The sequence below is a fragment of the uncultured Meiothermus sp. genome, assembly GCF_937863175.1.
Lineage (GTDB): Bacteria > Deinococcota > Deinococci > Deinococcales > Thermaceae > Meiothermus.
In genome coordinates, this window is the sequence record NZ_CALMCQ010000132.1 from 1 (window position 1) to 14,692 (window position 14,692).

The window sequence follows — 14,692 nt, forward strand, 5'->3', positions numbered from 1 at the left end:
ACGCCCGGAGCAAACCAAACCCTTTATCACGCTGCTTGGTGGCAAGTTTTATGTAGACGACGAGTACATAACCGAGTCCATCGTGCGCAACCGTGGCTTCAATCTGATCCACCTCGAGACCTTCCTCAAGGTAGACATCTTCCCGGTCAAAACACGCTCCTTCGACCGCTCTGCTTTTTCCCGTAAACGCCGCGCTCGTCTGATGGAAGAGCCCCTCCTGGAGGCCGATTTGCTGACCCCGGAGGACATCGTCTTGAGCAAGCTCGAGTGGTACGAACTGGGCGGGCGCAGCTCCGAGCGACAGTGGGGCGATGTGCTGGGCATCCTGCGGGTACAGACCGGGCTGGACATGGAGTATCTGCGTTACTGGGCGGCGGAGCTGGGGCTTTCTGGGCTGCTGGGGGAGGCCCAGGCCCAGGCCGCGATGGACTGAGGGTAAACGGCAAGGCTGGGGGCCGAGCGCCGCCCTGGTTTGCTCATGCTGGCTGCACTGAGTACTCAGGCCCAGTCCTGCAAGCCCGCCCGTAGCAAGAGGCTGGCACTTTCCCCGATGCCGCTGTCAACTTGTTTGTGGCACTGGGGGGCAGTTTTCGAATGGCAGTGGGCCCGACCCGAAGAGCCGCCAAACCAGGCCCTGCCGGTCGTTCAGGGTCTCAGCGCCTGGATAAGCTGGGTGTAGAGGAGCGCTCCAGTGCCGTACAGCCCTAACCAGAGCAGATCGGCGATCCGAACCCGGCGGCGCAGCAGTTGGGCCATACCCATCCAGAGCAACCCCAGTGAAACCACCAGGCAGAACAGGCCCAGGTAGGCCATGAAAAGTGGGGCCGCTACCACCCGGGTAAAAAGCACTGAACCCCCCGCCATGACCAGCGGGAGCCAGATGAGCGCAGTGGCATAGATCAGCCAGCGTCGGCCTTGCATCGGATACAAGTCTACCCAGAATAGTCCATTCCAACCGCCGGCAGTCGCGGCCCGTTGGAAGGTATCCAGTCCCCTGCACCAAAAACCACCGGCCAATTTGCTCCCATGCCGTGCATTGTAAGCGTTGGGTGGACAGCAGGGGGTCAGGGTTTTTAGCATAGTTTCTATGATTGTGCGCAGAGCCCGCACCACCTGCCCGCTGGACTGCCCCGATGCTTGCTCGCTGATTGCCAGCATTGACGAGACCAGCAATACCCTGCTCAAAATTGAGGGCGACCCTGACCATCCCATCACCCAGGGCTTTGCCTGTGTCAAAACCTACCGCTACCCCGAGCGCAACCACCATGCCCTCAGGCCGCTACACCCGCTACGGAGGGTGGGGCAGAAGGGCCAGGGCAGGTTTGAGCGGGTGGGCTGGCAGGAGGCCCTGGACGATATTGCGGGTCGCCTGGAGGAAACCATCCGGCAACACGGCGCAGAAGCAGTGCTGCCCTACCACTACGCGGGCACCATGGGGCTGATGCAGTACGAACACCCCCTCACTTTTTTTCGGGCCATTGGGGCCAGTGAGCTGGACACCACCATCTGCGCCACTGCGGGCATGGCGGCCTGGGAGGCCACCTACGGCACTCGAGTGGGCGTAGACCCCGAGGAGGTGCCCCAGGCCCGGTTTATTCTGCTATGGGGCATCAATAGCCTGCACACCAACTCTCACCTCACCCCCTTTCTCAAAGAAGCCCGGCGCAACGGTGCCTGCATCGTGCACATTGACCCCTACGAAAACCTGACCAGCCGCTTTGCCGACGAACACGTCAAAATTCGGCCTGGAACCGATGCCGCACTGGCCTATGGGATGGCGCGGGTGATCGTGCAGGCTGGGCAACACGATGCCGACTACATCGCCCGCATGAGCCGGGGGTTCGGGGCCTTTATGCAGGTGGCCGAGACCTGGACACCCGAACGGGTGGCGTTGGTTACGGGGGTTCCAGCACCAACGGTGGAGAGACTGGCCCTCGAGTTCGCCCGGGCCCGGGCCTCCTTCATCCGCACCAGCTACGGTCTGACCCGCCACCCCGGCGGGGCCTCGGCGCTGCGGGCAGTAATTCTCTTACCAGCGATCACCGGGGCCTGGCAGTACCCCGGCGGCGGCGCACTGCTCAGCACCAGCGGGGGGTTCCCGCTCAACCGTAGCGAGCTGGCGGGACGGAAGTTTGCGAACCCCCCCGTCCCTGGCACCCCCCCAGAAGCCAAGGGGGACACCGCTTCGCCGGGGAACAGGGAAGAAAAACAAGCTGCTGTCCCACCCAAACCCCGGCATATCAACATGAGCCAGATCGGCACCGCCCTCACCGCGCTCGAGCCCCCCATCCGAACCCTTCTGGTCTTCAACTCCAACCCCGCCGTGATTGCCCCCCGCTCCGACCTGGTGCAAAAGGGGCTGCTGCGCGAAGACCTTTTTACGGTGGTGCTCGAGCAAGCCCTCACCGAGACCACCCGGTACGCCGACTACGTGCTGCCGGCCACTACTTTTTTGGAGCACCCCGATCTCTATACCGCCTATGGGCACTATTACCTTTCCTGGAACCAGGCGGTGATGCAACCCCAGGGTGAGGCCCGGCCCAATACCTGGGTCTTCGCCGAGCTGGGCCGGCGGCTGGGCCTGGACGAACCCACCCTCTACTGGAACGCCGAGACTCTGGCCAGGTCGCTGCTGGACTCCGACCACCCCTGGCTACAGGGCATCACGCTGGAAGGCCTGAAAGCGGAGGGCTTCGTGCGCATTAACAAGCCCAGGGGCTACCTGCCCAATGCCCAGACCGTCAGCACCCCTTCGGGCAGGGTGCAGTTCGACCCCCCACCCCAGGTGGTTCTGACCGAGCCCACCCCGGACTTCCCGCTGATCCTGATGACCCCTCCGGCCAGGCACTTTCTAAATAGCACCTATGGGCACCTCGAGCGCCTGGTACAGGGCGAGGGCGGCGAGCCGGTTTTACTGGTTCACCCCGAGGATGCACGGGCCTATGGAGCGGTGGAGGGTGCTCTGATGCGGATACGCTCCCAGCACGGCGCAGTGGTGCGGCGGGTGCAGGTGAGTAAGGCTCCCATCCAGGGTACGGTGGTGCTCGAGGGCACCTGGTGGGAGCAGTCCGCCCCCGACGGTAGGGGCATCAACTGGCTGACCGGCGAACACCTCACCGATATGGGCGAGGGTTCGACCTTCCACAGCAACCCGGTACGGTTGGAAGCACTGGATTGAGTGGCTCCAGATCATGGTTTTCTCCGAGCCTGGCCTGGCATACGATTGGGCGCCGGGCTCGTGGCCGCACCTGATTGACAACCTCACTTTGGAACGGGCGGGTGCCTACACAGCTAAAGTGCGCTCCAGATCGAGCCTCCACAACCCTTCATCCTTCTGCGCCCAGGCCGGATACTCTTCCCCGGCCAGGAAGTGTCGTGCGTATAGGGCCGCCAGTCTGGCGTGGCGCTCGGTGTTCAGGTCGTAGAGCAGGGCCACGGTAGCGGCATCGGCCAGGGTACGCAGGGCACCCTTGGCCTGCCACTGGGCCTCCTCGGGGCCGAGGCTTTGCAGGCGGGCCAGGGTCTGGCGCAGGGCCGAGAGGGCCAGTATGGCTTCCTCGCTGCCCACAGCCTCGAGCATGCCGCCAAACTCTGCCAGGAAAGGCTCGGCGGTGCGCTTGCGGGTCAGGACTTCCAGAGTGTCGAGGGCCTGCACGTTGGCGGGGCCTTCCCAGATGGGCATGACCAGAGCCTCGCGGCTCAGGCGGGCAATGGCGAAGTCTTCCATAAAACCCACCCCGCCAAACAATTCCATTGCGAGTTGGGTGCAGTAGGTGCTGTGTTCGGCGGTGCGGGCCTTGGCCAGGTGCACCAGCAGGCGGGCATACTGGTAGCGCTGGCTGTAGGGCGGGACTTCCTGCCAGGCCTCGTCCCAGGCAGCCACAGCCCGGAAGGTGAGGGCCAGACCGCCGGCAATTCGCACCGCCAGGTCGGTCAGGTCGCGTCGGATCAGGGGGTGCTGGTTCAGGTTTTTGCCAAAAGCCCTGCGGGCCTCGGTGCGAAAAAGAGCCTCGAGCTGGGCCTTGCGGGCCAGCCCCATGGCCCCACTGGAGTTGGCCAGGCGCGAAAGGGTGAGGGTCTCGAGGATGTAGTAGATGCCTTCTTCGGCTTTGCCGATCAGGTGGGCTTCGGCCCGGTCAAAGTCCGCTTCCCCCGAGGGCACCGCACGGGTAGCCAACTTGTCTTTGAGCCGTCGCACCCGGTAGTTAAGCTGGCCCTGGCCATCCAGCCGGGGAACCAGAAACAGCGCAATGCCTTTGGGCCCCGGCGGCGCACCTTCGGGCCGGGCCGAGACAATCGCGTAGTCGGTCAGGCCCGCGCCGCTGGTGAAATACTTTTCGCCGCTCATGCGCCAGACTGTCCCATCCCGCACGGCCTGCACCTGGTTGGCCCCCAGATCGGAGCCGCCCTGCACCTCGGACATCCAGGTCGCGCCCACCGCCTGCCCGCTCAAAAGCTGGGCTTTCCAGTCGGCAAACTGCGGAGCGTACTTATGGATGCTATAGATGGTGGCATTGGTGATGGTCTGGATGCAGTACAGGCCAGGATCGGCCAGCAGGTAGCCCAGGGTGAAGTGGTGGTGCCAGCTTCCACCCTGGTAGGGGGCGCGGTTGATGGCCGCGAGCTGATGGTTGAGGCTTTCCTGGGCGGGTGAGAGGCGCACCCGGTCTATGCGGTTGCCGCCCAGGTCGTGCATCACCAGGACAGGGCGGGCCTCCTTGTCTACATGGTCGGCGATGCGGTAGGCCTCACCGCCAGCAAGCCCCCCGAAGCTTTCCAGCTCACTCTGATGGGCCTTCCAGCCCTTCCAGTAGCGGTTGAGGATGGCGGGCAGGTCGGGCTCGAGCGTCCAGTGGTTTTTACCCAAGGCATAGGACTGGTGTTCCATAGATGGCTCCTGTTGCTTCAGGGTAACTCGAGTTGCTGGAAGCTCCAAGCTGCGGTGGGAGTAGAGCCATTGCTGGCTCTCGATAACAGGAGGGCGCGGGGGTCAGGTCTTTCCAAAGCAGGTTGATTGCTGCATCATACCGGATTCAAGAAGATCATCCTCCAACCCGGAGACCCGGAGGCCATCTTTTTGAATCCTGGAGCACCCCCCTCCCGGACGGTCGGCGAAAAAGCGTCTCCCTTCGGTCGGATTCCGAATCGGGTATCGAACCTGGCCGATATCTGATTGCTGCACCGGTGGCAGTGCGGTTTCGAAGGTTGGTCGCACGGTTTGACAAACGCAGTATCGCGCAGCTTAGTATCTTGTATGCTCCGCATCCAGGCCTTGCTCGGGTGTTTACTAGCCCCGCTTGCACAGGCAGAAGGTACCACCCCACCGTTTTTTGGTGAGGTGGCCCTGCTGCTGGTGGCCAGTGCGGTCGTTGCTTTTGTTTCGTCTCGAGCAGGGCTGATCCCGATTATCGGCTTTTTACTGGTAGGACTGGCGACTGGGCCTGGGGGCCTGGGGCTGGTGCACGACCCCGAACTCATCAATGCTGCTGCCGAGATCGGCGTGGTCTTGCTGCTCTTTACCATCGGCATCGAGTTCAGTTTGGAGCGTCTGGGACGTATCTCAAGACTGGTTTTTGTGGGTGGGGGTTTGCAGGTGGGGCTCACTGTTGCCCTGGTGCTGGGTGGGATGGCGCTCCTGGGGGTGAGCTGGCAGGAAGGTTTGTTCACCAGCTTTCTAATTGCCATCTCCTCCACCGCCATCGCGATGAAGCTGCTCTCCGACAAGGGTCAGACCACCACCGGGGTGGGGCAAGCCAGCCTGGGCATCTCCATTTTTCAGGATTTGGGCGCGGTGGCGATGGTGCTGGTGGTGCCAATGCTGGCACTGCGCGAGGCCGCAACAGGGGGCGCGGGCCTGGGGGATCTCCTTTTGACCTTTGGGGAGGCGACGCTGCTGATCGGCGGGGTACTGCTTCTAGCCCGACGAGGGATACCGCAGTTTTTGGAGGCGGTGGCCCGCAGTTGCTCGCGCGAAGTGTTCTTGCTGGTGGTGATTGCGGTCTGCTTCGGGGTGGCGTTTGCGACCAGCCTGACCGGGCTTTCGCTGGCGCTGGGCGCCTTCCTGGCCGGACTGCTGGTGAGCGAGAGCCGCTTCGGACAGCAGGCTTTGGGCGAGATTTTTCCTCTGCAAATCCTGTTTAGTGCAGCCTTCTTCATCTCGGTGGGGCTTTTATTCGACCTGCGCTTTGTGCTGGGCAATTTGCTGCTGGTGCTGGGCTTGTTTGTGCTGGTGCTGGCGCTCAAGGTAGGGGTGGTCTGGCTGGCCGCACGGGTGCTGGGCTTCGCCAACCTGACCGCGATTCAGATCGGGCTGGCGCTGTCAAATATCGGGGAGTTTGCGTTTGTGCTCGAGCGGGTCGGGCACGAAGCAGGTCTGAACGCCTTTGGTTTTGAGGGCGGTTCGCAGACCTTTATCGCCGTGACGGTGCTCTCCATGATCGCCACGCCTTTCCTGGTGGGCTGGGGCGAGCGCCTGCGCGAGAGAGCTGGGGTGCGCGATGCTACCCCCGAAAACCCCGAGCAAATTGCTACCGAGGGCTTCGACCACCTGCAGAACCATGTGATCCTGGCAGGTTACGGCGACTACGCGCGCAAGCTGGCCTTCGCACTACAACAGGCTGAGATTCCCTTCCTGATCCTGACCCTCTCGCCCGACGGGGCCAACGAAGCCGAGCAGGCGGGCTATCCTGTGCTGCGCGGTGACTATGCCAACGTGCATATCCTGGCGCTTTCCGGCGTCGAACGGGCCAGGATATTCGTGATCGCAGACGACGAAGCCGCTGTAGTGCACCGCGTAGCTTCGGTGGTGCGGGGTCATAACCCCGGCCTGCCCATCGTGGCTCGGACGCGCCTCGAGGCCGAGCGCGAGGCATTGGAGAAAGCCGGGGTGGGCTATGTCGTAATCGAGGAGGAACACAGTGCCCGCGTACTGATGCAGCAGGTACTGGATCCCTTCGACCGCGCCGCCGGGGTGGAAACCTACCTTAACCGCGCCATGCGGCGGGGTGCGGGCCAGCGTCAGCGGGCCGAGGTTCCGCAGGTGGCAGCCCGGGTGTTCGCCCTAACGGCAGAAGAAATTGCACGGGGCGGCTGCGCCCACACCGAGTGGGCCAATGAAATTGGCGTTACCACCAGCGTCTGCGCCGACTGCGTGGCGCTGGGTGATCGCTGGGTGCACCTGCGGGTCTGCCTGACCTGCGGCTACGTGGGCTGCTGCGACGACTCCAGGAACAAACACGCCACCGCGCATTTCAAGAGCACCGGACACCCCCTCATCAAGAGCCTGGAGAAGGGCGACACCTGGACGTGGTGCTACGTGGATCAGAAAATTCTGTAGCGTTCGCAATCATCAACGCTGCCAGGTGAAAGGCCCCTTTGCGGGGGCTCCGTTTTTCGTAAGGGCTACTGCACCATCAGGATGCAGCGGCTGACCGTGCCGCCGGCGGGTACCCCGGTCGCGCCCGCGCTGGGGCTAGCGCTCCGGGTGAAGCGGGTGGCGTTGCTGGCTGCCCAGGGTAGACAGGGTGTGAGCATGGCCGTGAGACCGGCGGCGGGGCTCGAGCAGGCCGCCAGTGCGAGAACCAGCGGCCCTCCAAAAAGATGTTTGCGGTGTGTTCATGTCTCCTCTTTGCTCCTTGCTTCCTGATAAGACCAGGTAGTTTCCAGTAGCGCTCCGGCAACGACCCGCACCAAGGCGGAGATGCATGGGGATCGGAGGGTTTTGTGACAGTTGTCATATCCCCCGTCTGACAACCGGCAGTACCCTCGGCCCCCCTCGAGGGCACACACTGGATATGGAGGAAGATATGACCCGAGTCGCTAAAGTTTCACCCTCGAGGGGGGCGAGTCTGAGCGAGGTCGCGGCGCTTCATCAGGTCTCCAAGCGCTTCGGCCAGACCCAGGCCCTGGACCGCGTGAGCCTCTCGGTCGAGCGCGGCGAGCTGCTGGCCCTGCTCGGCCCCAACGGCGCGGGCAAGAGTACCGCCATCCGCCTGCTCTCGGGCCTGCGCAGGCCCGACACCGGAACCGTTCGACTCTTTGGGCAGAACCCCCAGCACGCTTCGGCCAGGGTGCACCTCGGCGTGACCCCGCAGGAGACTGGGCTGCCCGACGGGCTGCGGGTGGGCGAGGTGGTGCAGCTGGTGCGAGCACACTACCCCGACCCGGCAGGCGCGGGGGAGTTGCTCGAGCGCTTCGATCTGGCGAACCTGGAAAGACGGCAGTGCGGCGGCCTCTCTGGCGGGCAGAGGCGGCGTCTGGCAGTAGCGCTGGCCTTTGTGGGCAACCCCCGGCTGGTGATCCTGGACGAGCCCACCACCGGCCTGGATGTGGAGGCGAGGCGGGCGCTGTGGGCCGCAGTCAAGTACTACCAGACCCAGGGCGGCACGGCGCTGCTCACCACGCACTACCTCGAGGAAGCCGAGGCCCTGGCCTCTCGTGTGGTCGTCATCAACGGGGGCCGTATCCGCGCCGAGGGAACCGTGGCCGAGATCAAGGCCAGGGTGGGGCTCAGGCAGGTGCGCTTCCAGGCCAGCGCGGTTCCGCAGATAGAGGGCGTCAGCAGACTCGAGCGCAACAACGGAAGCTTCGTGCTCTACACCCCCAACTCCGACGCGGTGGTGCGCCAACTGGTCGAGGAGCAGGTGAACTTCAGCGACCTCGAGGTCAAGGCCGTAAGCCTGGAAGAGGCGTTCGTTGCGCTGACGGCGGAGTGAAAAGCCGGAAGTTGAAAAGGTCGAAAGCCGGGATATGCAGTGGCTTTTCTACCCTTAACCTTTTCAACCCATCCTGATTTGGTCGGCCCCAACTTTCAACCCACCAAGGAGCCACCCATGAAACCCATGCTCGCACACTACAAAGCCAACCTCCTCGAGCTGCTACGCCTGCCCGCCTACTGGATTCCCTCGATGGTCTTTCCGACCATGTTCTTCCTGTTCTTCGCCGCGCCCAACGCCAACCACCCCGAGGCTGCCTCGCTGTTGCTGGGCTCGTACCTGGTGTTCGCGGTGCTGGGGGTGGTGATGTTCCAGTTCGGGGTGGGCATCGCCAGCGACCGCGCCTCGGCCTGGAACATCTTCGAGCGCACCCTGCCGCTGCCGCCGCTGGCGAAGTTGGCTGCGCCCATCCTGACGGCCCTGACCTTTGCCGCCATGGCGGGTGCGGTTCTGGTGATCGCAGCCTACCTCTCGACCCCAGCCCGGCTTGAACCGGGGGCTTGGATACGCCTGATTCCCGCCCTGCTGGCCGGGGCGGTTCCGCTGGCGTTGCTGGGCCTGTGCGTGGGCTACCTGGCCAGCCCCAAGGCTGCCGTTCCGGTCGCCAACCTGCTCTACCTGCCGCTTTCTTTCGCGGGCGGCCTGTGGGTTCCTCCGCAGTTTTTGCCGGAGTTTGTACAACACATCTCGCCTTTCACCCCCACCCGACAGTGGGGCGAGGCCGTGTGGTCGGCGGTGAACGGAACCACCTGGCAGGCCGAACCATTTATCTGGCTGGCAGGATTTACCCTGCTCTTTGGGGCAATTGCACTGTGGGGCTACCACCGCGACCAGGGGCAGCGGTTTGGCTAGAATGGACTCGATCCGCATGAGCGCATCCCCCATGCCCAGTCCTCGCTCCAAGCCTCTGGAGCGGGGCTGGGTGCGTTATGCCTGGCTGGCCTATCTGTTCATGCTGGTGTGGCAGCCGCTCTTCGACCCGGACTACAGCCGGGCCGCACTGATGGTGACCCTGGCCTCGGTGGCGGCGTTCTTGCCGCTCTACCTGCGTGGCTATACCGCCAGGGGCGGGGCTTTGATCGGCTACTCGCTGGCCATCGCGGTGCTTGGCCTGCTCACCACGCCGTTCAACTTAGGGGCCTTGGTCTACTTCGTGTACGCCTCGGCGGCGGTGGGTGACCTGGAGCCCGTTCCGCTGGCCCGCCACCTGATCGGGCTGTTCACGCTGATGGCAGTGGGGGCAGCCTTTACCTCTGGCGCGGCCTGGCCGCAACCCCTGCTCTACTTCCTGCCCACCATCTTTTTTGTGCTCTTCATCGGGATGCTTACCTCCTTTGACGCCGAGCGCCGCCGCAACCTCGAGCGACTCGAGAGCGCCCACGAGGAGAACCAGCGTCTCGCGACCATAGCCGAGCGTGAGCGCATCGCCCGCGACCTGCACGACCTGCTGGGCCACACCCTCTCGCTCGTCACCCTCAAAGCCGAGCTCGCCGCCAGGTTGGCCGTGCGCGACCCGGCGCGGGCCGCGCAGGAGATGCGTGAGGTCGAGCGCATCAGCCGCGAGGCCACCGGGCAGGTGCGCGAGGCCGTGCAGGGCTACAAGTCCAGGGGCCTCCCGGGCGAACTGGCGGGTGCGAAGCTGGCGCTGGAAGCGGCCAGCATCCGGCTCGAGTACTACCCCGAGCCAGTGAGCCTCTCCCCCGCCCAGGAGTCGGTCTTGTCGCTGGCCCTGCGCGAGGCGGTGACCAATGTGATCCGTCACTCGGCAGCTTCGCGCTGCGCGATCCGGCTGGTTCAGGACGAGACCGGCGCCTACCTGGAAGTCGAGGACGACGGCAGGGGCGGCGCAGCCCTGGCCGGCTCGGGCCTCACCGGGATGCGCCAGCGGGTCGAGGCGCTGGGCGGCGGCCTCGAGACCACCGGAGAACAGGGCTTCCGCCTGAAGGTTTTCCTGCCCAACTCGATCCCAGGCCCGCCATCCCTGCTCGAACCAGGGCCGCAGACAAACTAGAATCGCCGGAAGCGAAAGGCAGCTAAGGACAGGAAAAACCAGCCAGCCCAAAGCCGAGACCCTCTTCTCCATCATGGCCTTTCGACTTCAGCCCTGTCCCTTTTCACCCTGATGATCCGCGTCCTTATAGCCGAAGACCAGGCCCTGATCCTGGGCGCGCTGGCGGCGTTGCTGGAACTCGAGGGCGACATTCAGGTGGTCGCCCGGGCCTCGAATGGAAAACAGGCCCTCGAGCTTGTTCGGCAACACCAGCCCGACGTGGTGCTCACCGACATCGAGATGCCGCAGATGACGGGCCTCGAGCTGGCAGCAGAAATTCAGAGGCTCAGGCTGAAGACGCGGGTCGTTATCGTGACCACCTTCGCCCGGAGCGGTTACCTGCGGCGGGCCCTGGAGGCGGGCTCGAGCGGCTATCTACTCAAGGACGCACCCTCGTCCGAACTGGCCAGCGCGGTGCGTAGGGTACACCTGGGCGGGCGGGCCATAGATCCCGCCCTGGCCGCCGAGGCCTGGGGCGAGCCCGATCCTCTCACGGAACGCGAGCGCAAGGTACTCAAGCTGGCGGGCGACGGGCAGAGCAGCGCCGAGATAGCCGCCGAGCTGGGCCTATCCGAAGGCACCGTGCGGAATTATTTGTCCGAGGCTATCAGCAAACTGGGTGCCTCCAACCGCGTGGAGGCAGCACGGATTGCAAGGGAGAAGGGCTGGCTATAAGAGTTACGGCCGCAGCCGGAGGCTCGCACGGAACTGGGCCGAAGCAACCTCCAAAAATGCGTCTCGCAGGAAACCATCCGAACCATCAAGATAGCTACTCCGGCTCTACGCCCAGCGCCACCAGGAACCTCGAGACCATGTTGTAAGCCGCAATCACTCCCACCAGTTCCACCACCTGCTGATGGTCAGGCAACGTGGCCCTCACCCAGGCAAACGTCTCGTCGCTAACCCGAACGTGGCGGGTCATCTCAAGAATAAGCTGGAGCGCCGCTCTTTCCTGCGGGTCAAAGAGGGTGTGGTTTTCAGTTTCTCGCTCCAAATTGCTCAAGGCCTCCAACTGGGCCGGGGTTCCTCCTGCCTGCAAAAACAAGGGGGCATGCTGTCGGAATTCGTATTCGGCTCCATTCAGCACGGCCACCCCACACATCGCTAGCTCGCGCAACTTGGGCGACAGGCTAAGCTCGCTTCGTACCGCGCCCAAAAAGCGGTTCCAGCCCATCGCATAGGGCGGGCTGTGCAGCAGCATCCGATCCAGGTTGAGAAGTTTTCCACCACGACGCCGGCGAATTGCATCCACGATGGTTTGGGGTTCGCTAAGGTTCTGGGGTTGGTAAGGAATACGGGCCATCCAGAGTAGCATAGAGCCTGTGCATCTGATTGATTTACGCTCCGACACCGTCACCAAACCCACCCCGGCCATGCGCGAGGCCATGGCGCGGGCCGAGGTGGGCGACGACGTATACTCCGAAGACCCCACCGTAAACCGACTGGAAGCCCTGGCCGCCGAGATGCTGGGCCTCGAGGCCGGCCTCTTCATGCCCTCCGGCAGCATGACCAACCAGGTAGCCCTGATGCTGCACCTGAAGCGCGGACAGGAGGTGATTGCGCCCAGGGGCGCTCACATCTACGAGTACGAACCGGGCTCGCTGGCGGTGCTCTCGGGCGGGACGATTCGGATTGTGGACGCCCCCTACGGCGTGCCCGACCCCGAGGCCGTGCGGGCCGCCATCCATACCTCGATCCATCAGGCCCCCACTGGATTGATTTCGCTGGAGAATACCCACAACTACGCGGGCGGAACAGTGGTTCCGCTGGAAGCCCAGCGGGCCATTCAGCAGGTCGCGCAGGAAGCCCAATTGCCCATCCATCTGGATGGGGCGCGTTTTTTCAATGCGGTCACCGCCCTCCGTACCACGCCCATCGAGTTGGCCAGGGGTTTCCGCACGGTCTCGATCTGTTTGTCTAAAGGATTGGGGGCGCCGGTGGGTTCCATTTTGCTGATGCCCCAGGGCTACCGCGCCGAGGCCTGGCGCTACCGCAAACTTCTCGGCGGTGGGATGCGGCAAGCCGGGGTGCTGGCGGCAGCTGGCATCATCGCCCTGACCGAAGGCCCCAGGCAACTGGAAAGGGATCACCAGATGGCCCGCACACTGGCCGAGGGAATGCTGCGGTTACACCTGGGCGTGGACATGCAAGCGGTGCAGACCAATATGGTGTATGCGCAGATTCCGCAGGCCCCCGACTTTGCCCTGCGCCTGCGCGAACTGGGGGTGCTGATTAACCCGATGTCCGCCAACCGGGTACGCCTGGTCACCCACCGCGACCTGCGCGACGAGGACATCCCACTGGCCCTCGACCGGATTGAGCAGGCTTTACAACTTGCATAACAACCAGTCTCTACTCGGTCCACTCCTCCACAGCCTTGTACTGCACCAGAGCGGCGTATGTGGTCTGTGACCCACTGTGGGAGGTAGAGAATTTGATATCCACAATCAGGGTTTCGGGTGGAAGGCTTTCGATATAGCGGTTAAGCCGATCCTGAAACATGTCTGGATCGGCAGCGGCAATGAGTTTGAGACGCATCCCTTGCATAAACTCAGCGTAGCGCAGGATACGGCGAGGGGTTGTGAATTTTAGCGGCGACCCGACAGGAGCTGGTCGGGCCTGTCGCCGATGATGCCGTCTACGCCCCACTCCAGGAGTTCACCCACTCCAGCGGCCTGGTTGACCGTCCAGGTGGCTACAAAGAGCCCACGGCTCTTGAGTGCGGCCACCCTGTCCCGGCTCAGGAGGGCAAAGTGCGGATGTACCCCCTGCACCGGCAAACAGGGCACCAGTTCCTCCATTTCGACCTCGGAATAAAGCAGGGCCAGCGGCACGCCGACCTTCAGGCGGTGCAAGCGAATCAGGGCCAGCGGGTCGAAGCTGCTGATCCAGGCCCGCTCAAAGCCCGACCAGGCCTGCACCACCTGCACCAGCAAGGTTTCACGCCCATCCGAGGCTCCAGGCTGGCTTTTGAGCTCGAGGTTGAGCCGGGCCTGGGGAAACTGCTCGGCCAGCTCGAAGACCTGCTCGAGGCGGGGCATCCAGGGCGCCTGTTGTTGCAAAGCTGGCCAGTCCATTTCGGCAATAGGCCGTCCTTCCAGATCGAAATCGTGGTAGATCGCCAGCACCCCGTCGCGGGTGCGGTGGAGGTCGAGCTCGAGGCCATCCAGACCCGCCTCGAGAGCCCGGCGGAAGGACTCGAGGGTATTTTCCCTGGCCTGGTGGGGAGAACCCCGGTGACCGAGCAGGAGTGGTGTTGAAAAAATCATCCAGTTTCTCCTTGGGGTGCGGGGTTTTTTTGGTCACTCCGTCATCTTTCGCGTCTGGGAGCCACGATTATACCGCCATCCGCTCGATTTTACGTGATGGATGCAAGCAAACTGTCTTGTGTATATTGTAAACTGATTAATATGGGTAAATACGATGTGCGTCTTTCAAACTTGACCCAGGCCGACATCATTGCTCGGCTGGAAGGCCCTGGAGGCCTTCTTGCACTGACCAGTCGGGAACTGTTTTTTCTGGACGACCACGCCCAGCAAAGTGCGCGCCTTTCCCACATCAAGCGTATTGGCGTCAACAAACAGACCGGCAATGTGGATGTGGTGGGCGAACAGGGCGCCATGATGGAGATTGCCCCGGTTGCCTTCCAGAAAGACGAGTTAAAGCTCTTTTTGGAGTCGCTCAAAGGCCATGTCCTCAAGGCCAAGTCTGAGCCCACCCAGGTCATCGAACGCCCCAGGACGGTCGAGCAGCCCCCGGCTGTTCCGGCCTCTCCCCCATTTCCCAAGTTCGAGGAGCCGGTCGCTGCCTCCAACCCACCTGTTGCCCGCCCCCCCTATCCCACTCCGTTGGAAATGCCTCCCCAGGTAGAGGTCGTGCCAGCGCCGCCCTCGCGGCAGCTTAACATCGCTGAACCCCCCAAGACCCT

The 14,692-nt window shown here is 63.5% G+C and carries 14 protein-coding genes and 1 pseudogene; 9 read left to right on the forward strand and 6 right to left on the reverse strand.

What is annotated here, in order from left to right; genetic code table 11:
• Positions 1-433: hypothetical protein (locus Q0288_RS05320; RefSeq protein WP_299428277.1), on the forward strand; the 433-nt coding region annotated here is incomplete at its 5' end.
• Positions 434-645: 212 nt separating this feature from the next.
• On the opposite strand, the gene Q0288_RS05325 is transcribed toward Q0288_RS05320, so the two are convergent.
• On the reverse strand, positions 646-921 hold the full coding sequence (locus tag Q0288_RS05325) for a hypothetical protein (protein ID WP_299428280.1): 276 nt from the start codon (positions 919-921) through the stop codon (positions 646-648).
• Between the two features lie 166 nt (positions 922-1,087).
• Between Q0288_RS05325 and Q0288_RS05330 the strand changes: the two genes are divergently transcribed.
• Positions 1,088-3,178, forward strand: coding sequence for a molybdopterin oxidoreductase family protein (locus Q0288_RS05330; protein WP_299428282.1), 2,091 nt, complete (start codon positions 1,088-1,090; stop codon positions 3,176-3,178).
• 105 nt (positions 3,179-3,283) lie between these two features.
• Here Q0288_RS05330 and Q0288_RS05335 read toward each other — a convergent pair whose 3' ends face one another.
• On the reverse strand, positions 3,284-4,888 hold the full coding sequence (locus tag Q0288_RS05335; protein WP_299428283.1) for an acyl-CoA dehydrogenase family protein: 1,605 nt from the start codon (positions 4,886-4,888) through the stop codon (positions 3,284-3,286).
• A gap of 366 nt (positions 4,889-5,254) precedes the next feature.
• On the opposite strand from Q0288_RS05335, the gene Q0288_RS05340 reads away from it, so the two are divergent.
• A complete protein-coding gene (locus tag Q0288_RS05340; protein ID WP_299428285.1) occupies positions 5,255-7,336 on the forward strand; it encodes a cation:proton antiporter in 2,082 nt (693 codons plus the stop codon).
• A gap of 65 nt (positions 7,337-7,401) precedes the next feature.
• Here Q0288_RS05340 and Q0288_RS05345 read toward each other — a convergent pair whose 3' ends face one another.
• Positions 7,402-7,533 (reverse strand): hypothetical protein, encoded by a 132-nt coding sequence (locus tag Q0288_RS05345; protein ID WP_299428287.1) that lies wholly within the window; start codon positions 7,531-7,533, stop codon positions 7,402-7,404.
• A gap of 272 nt (positions 7,534-7,805) precedes the next feature.
• Here Q0288_RS05345 and Q0288_RS05350 point away from each other — a divergent pair, with 272 nt between their 5' ends.
• The 4 genes from Q0288_RS05350 to Q0288_RS05365 all read left to right on the forward strand — a co-directional run bounded on the left by Q0288_RS05350 (position 7,806) and on the right by Q0288_RS05365 (position 11,439).
• On the forward strand, positions 7,806-8,714 hold the full coding sequence (locus tag Q0288_RS05350; protein ID WP_299428289.1) for an ABC transporter ATP-binding protein: 909 nt from the start codon (positions 7,806-7,808) through the stop codon (positions 8,712-8,714).
• A 117-nt stretch (positions 8,715-8,831) separates the two neighbouring features.
• Positions 8,832-9,566, forward strand: coding sequence for an ABC transporter permease (locus Q0288_RS05355; protein WP_299428291.1), 735 nt, complete (start codon positions 8,832-8,834; stop codon positions 9,564-9,566).
• Positions 9,567-9,582: 16 nt separating this feature from the next.
• The gene (locus Q0288_RS05360) at positions 9,583-10,725 is read left to right on the forward strand and encodes a sensor histidine kinase (RefSeq protein ID WP_299428293.1); all 1,143 of its coding nucleotides are present in this window, start codon (positions 9,583-9,585) and stop codon (positions 10,723-10,725) included.
• 111 nt (positions 10,726-10,836) lie between these two features.
• Complete coding sequence (locus tag Q0288_RS05365; protein ID WP_299428295.1) at positions 10,837-11,439, forward strand: response regulator transcription factor; 603 nt, start codon at positions 10,837-10,839, stop codon at positions 11,437-11,439.
• A 94-nt stretch (positions 11,440-11,533) separates the two neighbouring features.
• Here Q0288_RS05365 and Q0288_RS05370 read toward each other — a convergent pair whose 3' ends face one another.
• A complete protein-coding gene (locus Q0288_RS05370; protein ID WP_299428298.1) occupies positions 11,534-12,067 on the reverse strand; it encodes a carboxymuconolactone decarboxylase family protein in 534 nt (177 codons plus the stop codon).
• Between the two features lie 19 nt (positions 12,068-12,086).
• Between Q0288_RS05370 and Q0288_RS05375 the strand changes: the two genes are divergently transcribed.
• Positions 12,087-13,106, forward strand: a complete 1,020-nt coding sequence (locus tag Q0288_RS05375; RefSeq protein ID WP_299428301.1) for a GntG family PLP-dependent aldolase — start codon at positions 12,087-12,089, stop codon at positions 13,104-13,106.
• A gap of 10 nt (positions 13,107-13,116) precedes the next feature.
• Here the strand turns inward: Q0288_RS05375 and Q0288_RS05380 are convergent, their stop codons facing one another.
• Both Q0288_RS05380 and Q0288_RS05385 read right to left on the reverse strand, forming a co-directional pair.
• Positions 13,117-13,311, reverse strand: coding sequence for a hypothetical protein (locus tag Q0288_RS05380; RefSeq protein ID WP_299428304.1), 195 nt, complete (start codon positions 13,309-13,311; stop codon positions 13,117-13,119).
• Between the two features lie 41 nt (positions 13,312-13,352).
• The gene (locus Q0288_RS05385) at positions 13,353-14,033 is read right to left on the reverse strand and encodes a glycerophosphodiester phosphodiesterase (protein WP_299428307.1); all 681 of its coding nucleotides are present in this window, start codon (positions 14,031-14,033) and stop codon (positions 13,353-13,355) included.
• Positions 14,034-14,174: 141 nt separating this feature from the next.
• On the opposite strand from Q0288_RS05385, the pseudogene Q0288_RS05390 reads away from it, so the two are divergent.
• Positions 14,175-14,692, forward strand: a pseudogene (locus Q0288_RS05390) (hypothetical protein); the annotation flags it as partial.

Excerpts from the sequence above, each read along its gene's own strand:
- Q0288_RS05325 (WP_299428280.1), bottom strand. The coding sequence starts at position 921 with ATGCAAGGCCGACGCTGGCTGATCTATGCCACTGCGCTCATCTGGCTC.
- Q0288_RS05330 (WP_299428282.1), top strand. The coding sequence starts at position 1,088 with ATGATTGTGCGCAGAGCCCGCACCACCTGCCCGCTGGACTGCCCCGAT.
- Q0288_RS05335 (WP_299428283.1), bottom strand. The coding sequence starts at position 4,888 with ATGGAACACCAGTCCTATGCCTTGGGTAAAAACCACTGGACGCTCGAG.
- Q0288_RS05340 (WP_299428285.1), top strand. The coding sequence starts at position 5,255 with ATGCTCCGCATCCAGGCCTTGCTCGGGTGTTTACTAGCCCCGCTTGCA.
- Q0288_RS05345 (WP_299428287.1), bottom strand. The coding sequence starts at position 7,533 with ATGCTCACACCCTGTCTACCCTGGGCAGCCAGCAACGCCACCCGCTTC.
- Q0288_RS05350 (WP_299428289.1), top strand. The coding sequence starts at position 7,806 with ATGACCCGAGTCGCTAAAGTTTCACCCTCGAGGGGGGCGAGTCTGAGC.
- Q0288_RS05355 (WP_299428291.1), top strand. The coding sequence starts at position 8,832 with ATGAAACCCATGCTCGCACACTACAAAGCCAACCTCCTCGAGCTGCTA.
- Q0288_RS05360 (WP_299428293.1), top strand. The coding sequence starts at position 9,583 with ATGAGCGCATCCCCCATGCCCAGTCCTCGCTCCAAGCCTCTGGAGCGG.
- Q0288_RS05365 (WP_299428295.1), top strand. The coding sequence starts at position 10,837 with ATGATCCGCGTCCTTATAGCCGAAGACCAGGCCCTGATCCTGGGCGCG.
- Q0288_RS05370 (WP_299428298.1), bottom strand. The coding sequence starts at position 12,067 with ATGGCCCGTATTCCTTACCAACCCCAGAACCTTAGCGAACCCCAAACC.
- Q0288_RS05380 (WP_299428304.1), bottom strand. The coding sequence starts at position 13,311 with ATGCAAGGGATGCGTCTCAAACTCATTGCCGCTGCCGATCCAGACATG.
- Q0288_RS05385 (WP_299428307.1), bottom strand. The coding sequence starts at position 14,033 with ATGATTTTTTCAACACCACTCCTGCTCGGTCACCGGGGTTCTCCCCAC.